The organism is Natronomonas sp., from assembly GCF_046483325.1.
Taxonomy (GTDB): Archaea; Halobacteriota; Halobacteria; order Halobacteriales; family Haloarculaceae; genus Natronomonas.
This window is the reverse complement of the sequence record NZ_JAWODL010000021.1, coordinates 1-4,965: the sequence shown is the minus strand read 5'-3', so window position 1 is coordinate 4,965 and position 4,965 is coordinate 1. Positions and strand designations below refer to the sequence as shown.

Sequence of the window (4,965 nt, the reverse complement as noted above, 5' to 3'; positions counted from 1 at the left end):
CCGGTCTCGGTTTGCCACCAGGTGTCGACGATCGGGCACTCCTCGTCGCCGATGTGGGTGTAGTACCACTTCCACGCCTTCGGGTTGATCGGCTCGCCGACCGTCCCCAACAATCGTAGCGACGACAGATCGTGCTGCTCGGGGTACTCCGAACCCCACTTCATGAACGCCCGGATCGCCGTCGGCGCCGTGTACAGCTGGTCGACCTCGTAGTTCTCGACGATCTCCCACATCCGGTCCTTGTCGGGATAGTCGGGCGTCCCCTCGTACATCACGGTCGTGGTACCGAGCGCGAGCGGGCCGTACACGATGTAGGAGTGCCCCGTGATCCACCCGATGTCCGCCGAACACCAGTAGGTGTCCTCGGGTTTGATGTCCAACACCGCGTGCGACGTCCAGGAGACGTACGAGAGATATCCGCCGGTCGTGTGTTTGACGCCCTTCGGCTGTCCCGTCGTCCCCGACGTGTACATGAGGAACAGCATGTCCTCGGCGTCTCGAACGACCGGCTCGACGGACGCGCCTTCCTGCTCGGTGACGAGTTCGTCGTAGTCGTGTTGGTTCTCGTCCAACTCGTGGTCGAGTTCGTCGTCGAGCCGATCGACGACGATCGTCGTGGTGTCGTGGTCGACGTCGGCGAGCCCCTCGTTGGCCTTCGAGATGTGGTCGAGGCCGTCCCCCCGGCGGTAGTAGCCGTCGCAGGTCACGAGATACTCCGAATCTGCCGATCTCATCCGGGTCGCGAGCGCATCCGCCGAGAAGCCGGCGAAGACGACCGAGTGCGGCGCGCCGATCCGCGCACACGCCAACATCGCGATCGGCAGCTCCGGGATCATCGGCATGTACATCGTGACGACGTCGTCCTCCTCGACGCCAAGTTCGCGGAGCGCCGCCGCGAACTCGTTCACCTCGCGGTGGAGTTCATCGTACGTGTAGTCGCGCGTCTCGCCGAGTTCCCCTTCCCACTGGATCGCGAGTTCGTCACCGCGATCGTCGAGGTGGCGGTCGAGGCAGTTCGCCGACGCGTTGAGTTTGCCGTTCGTGAACCACTCGTAGAACGGCTCGTCGTCGTCGACGAGCACCTCGTCGTACTCGTTCTCCCAGGTGAGGAGGTCGGCGGCGCGCTCCCAACACGCCGGCCAGTTCTCCTCGAACGCCTCGTAGATATCCGGATCCGACACGTTCGCGCCCTCGACGAACGACTCCGGCGGCTCGAACGACGCCTGCTCGGCGAGCCGTGCCTCAAGTTGCGTATCCTCCGGTTCAGACATTACGTTCTACCGAATAGATCGTACACTAATAAGCGAGGGATCTAAACATACAAACTTCACCGCATTTGAGAAGAAACGCGGCCGGCAAATCCGCCGTCGAGACCGCGGAACGAAGCCGATTGCGGGGATCAAAACCATCGATCATTATATACAGTCGGAGTCGTCATGTCCCTTCGAGCCCCCGAATATGTTCGGTCACAGGTGACGCTCAAAGTGTTTATACACCCACCGCGGGGAAGCGAGGGCCGATCAGATGCGTGAGGGGCCGCCGCCGATGTGATCGCGTGTGTGCTCGAAAAACGACGAGAGGAGCTTTCGTTCGGCCTTCCGGAGGTGATTGTGGAGCGTCGGTGAGGAGACCCCCATCGAATCGGCGACCTCCTCGGCGGTCGATCCTCGTGGCCAATCGAAGTAGCCGGCGAAGTACGCCGCCCGAAGCGCGGCACGCTGTTTGTCCGTGAGCGTCTCGGTAAGTGAGTCCTGAAACTCCGCGACGGTTTCGACGGGGCGATCGACCGCCTGTTTCGCACGAAGCGTGGTTTGGGGAAACGACGCCTGCAACCCCTGGACGACCGATCTGAGGTTCATCTCTTGGGCGATTTCGGCCCGAAGGGTCTGTTCGCCGGCCTCAGCCGTTCCCTCTCGGATCGTCGCGCTGAGTTCGGTCAACGTCAGCGCCGGCGAACTCCCCTCGACGGTGAATTCGAGCAGCGATCGATCGTCGTATTCGCGGATGTAGCGGCCGTCGGTGACGCCCGCCGCCGCGGTCGCCGTATCGAGAAACGCGTCCGGGGACGCGTTCGAAAGCGTCGCGTAGAACAGCAACGAATCCTCCGAGACGGGGACGACGGCCTCGATCGAGCAGGCACAGTCGTGTTCGGCCGTCGCGGAGACGAGAAAGGCCGCCCGGTCGGTACAGTTGAATTCCAACTCGACGACGGTGTCCGCCAACAACAGATTCCGTCGCTCTATGGCGGTGATCGCGTGTCCGACGTGCGCTCCGAGATCGGACAGGAGCGTCCGCTCGCGGTCGCCGAACGCGGTACCGCGGTCGGTAAACACGACGAGAAGTCCGTAGGTCGTCTCCCCGTATGCGAGCGGGACGATCCCGACCGCACGGGCGTCGGAGACGTCCTCACGCTCGAAGGGACCGACGACGTCGGCGGGTAACTCACCGCCCGCGACCCGAGGGTGACCGGTTTCGAGCGCCGAGGACAGCGCCGTGGAGTCGATAGCGAACGGCGAATCGTCGACGATGGCCGCCCCGAATCCCTCCCGCGGCCGCAACTGGGGATCCCCCGGTGCAGTGCCGCCGGTCCACGCAGCGAGATACGCGTCGCTGTCAGCGAGAGAGGCGCAGACCGCGGCCTCGATCTCGGATCTGGTCGACGCGTCGATCAGTTCCCGGCCGGCGGCGTTGATGTCCGCGACCAGTCCTTCGAGTCCTTCGAGCGTCTCACAGCGACGGGCGAGCGCGCGTTCGCGTCGAACCCGCTCGGTTACGTCCGTCGCGACGATGACGACGAACTCACCGCCACCGATCGGCGCGACCGTCTGGCGGAGGTGCACCCGTTCACCGCTCTTTCGACGGATCGTCACCTGTCCGATCCAGGGTTCGCCGTCCGACACCGTTCGACGGAGCGATTCGTCGTAGGCGTCGAGGTCCTCACCGGAGCTGAGAATGTCGGCGGCAGGACGGCCGACGACCTCGCTTTGAGTGTATCCGGTTAACGCCTCGAAGGCCGCGTTGATGTACTCGATTTCTCCGTCAGAGGAGGCGAAACAGACCGGTTGCCCTGCTGCGGCGACGGCCCGTCGAAACGCACTCGCCGTCCAGTTGCCGTCATCAGCCTCGGCGTCCCAAAGAACCGCGGCGAATCCCGCGAGGTGGTCGTCGCCGCGTCGAGCACAGACGAGCGCCGAGAGTCGGGTCCGCTCGCCGTCCGCTCGCCGGAACCAACACGTTTCGACGGTGAAGTCGTCTCTACTGGCCGATGAGAGCAACTTCTTCGGTTTGGCGCGCTCGCGGGTGCCGTCGGTGAAGAGCCGTCCGAACGGCGTTCCGACGACGGCACGCGGTTCGTACCCGAGCGTCGACTGGAGATCCCCCTCGGTACTGACGATTCGCCCGTCCGCGTCGAGTTCGAGCCCGACGATTCGATCGCTCCCGTCGAACGGGAGTCCGGCCGCGGCGGTGGCGGACCGATCCGAGTCGTCGAACGCGGCCGCGATGTCGGCGTCGTCGGCCGGTTCGAGATACGGTTCGAGCGCCCCGATTCGGTCCCAGCCACCGATCGTCCCCACGATTCGCGGGTCGATCCCCTCCTCGACGAGCAGCCGTCGAGCGAAATACCGACGGAGGTCGCCGCTCGAAAGATCGGCGAACTGCGGTTCACCGGTCGTCTCAGCCGCTCTGTCGGCCACTTCCGAGACGAGCATTTGGATTCGACGGGGCGTGACGTCGAGGAGCCGACCGTCCGGGTCCGTTCCCGCGTTCGCGGCGTATTCGTCGATCGTTCGGGCCAACTCTGCGGACAGATACGTTCGGCGGGACAGCGTATCGTCGGCGTCTCGAACCGACAGAAAGTGATAGACGACGCCGCCGAACCGACGTCGATCGATATCGCCGGGGCGAATGCGAGTCTGTTCGGCCGGTAGAACGCCGGCTTCACCGATGAGACGGACGATGAGCCGTTCCCGGGTCGTTTCGGCCGCCGCGCGAAAGCGCGCGTACTCTCGTCGCCGGAGATGATCGGCCATTTCGTATTACCCACAAATTCCGAAAACTTAGTTCTTTGGGCGTCGGTCACACGCCGAACGATATCTCCGTTTCTCGCGGCTAGAACGGATTTCAGGGATTTTTCGAAGGTGTGCACGAAAGATTTCGGTATTTTAGATAAAGACGAAATCAATCTTCGGATTCGAGATACGACCGGGTGTCCCCCGAGAGACGAGCGCGAAGTTCACCGACGATCTCGGGGTTCCGAAGCGCGCTGATGTCGCCCAGTTCCTCGCCGGTCGCGATACCTTCGAGCAGCCGTCGCATGATCTTCCCGGATCGGGTCTTCGGGAGCTCCGGCGTGAACACGACGTGGTCGGGGATCGCGACCTCCCCGATACTTTCTTCGATCGCTGCCTCGATCGAATCGCCGAGGATCGCATCCCCGGTGTATCCCTGCTCCGGACTCGCGTAGACGATGAGGTTCCCGCCCGCCCCCGTCACGGCGGCCTCGGCAATCCCCTCGACGCCGACGACCGCCGACTCGATCTCCATCGTCCCGATTCGGATGTCACCGACGGAGATCACGTCGTCGACCCGACCGAGCAGCGTCAGGTAGCCGTCCTCGTCGATCTTCGCGCCGTCCTCGGGGAAGTACACCCACTCGTCGGCGTCGGGATCGGAGTACGCCTCCCAGTACTCCGAAATGAACCGCTCGTCGTCGTCGCCGGCGAGACCTCGGAGCATGCCGGGCCAGGGTTTGTTCACCGTCAGGAACCCGGCTTCGCCGGGGGCGACCTCGTTCCCCGCCTCGTCGACGACCCGCGCGTCGATCCCGGGCAGCGGCGGCCCCGCCGACCCCGGCTTCATCTCCTCGATCGCCGGTAGCGTCGTGATCATCATTCCGCCGGTCTCGGTTTGCCACCAGGTGTCGACGATCGGGCACTCCTCGTCGCCGATGTGGGTGTAGTACCA

Annotated in this window: 3 protein-coding genes; all 3 read right to left on the bottom strand. The window is 64.2% G+C overall.

Annotated elements, in window-relative coordinates; translation table 11 throughout:
* On the bottom strand, nucleotides 1-1,271 hold a 1,271-nt coding region (locus tag R6U53_RS07260; protein WP_410321698.1), incomplete at its 3' end, for an AMP-binding protein.
* Between the two features lie 249 nt (nucleotides 1,272-1,520).
* Complete coding sequence (locus tag R6U53_RS07255) at nucleotides 1,521-4,031, bottom strand: bacterio-opsin activator domain-containing protein (RefSeq protein ID WP_410321697.1); 2,511 nt, start codon at nucleotides 4,029-4,031, stop codon at nucleotides 1,521-1,523.
* Nucleotides 4,032-4,179: 148 nt separating this feature from the next.
* The coding region (locus tag R6U53_RS07250; protein WP_410321696.1) for an AMP-binding enzyme at nucleotides 4,180-4,965 on the bottom strand (786 nt) is incomplete at its 5' end.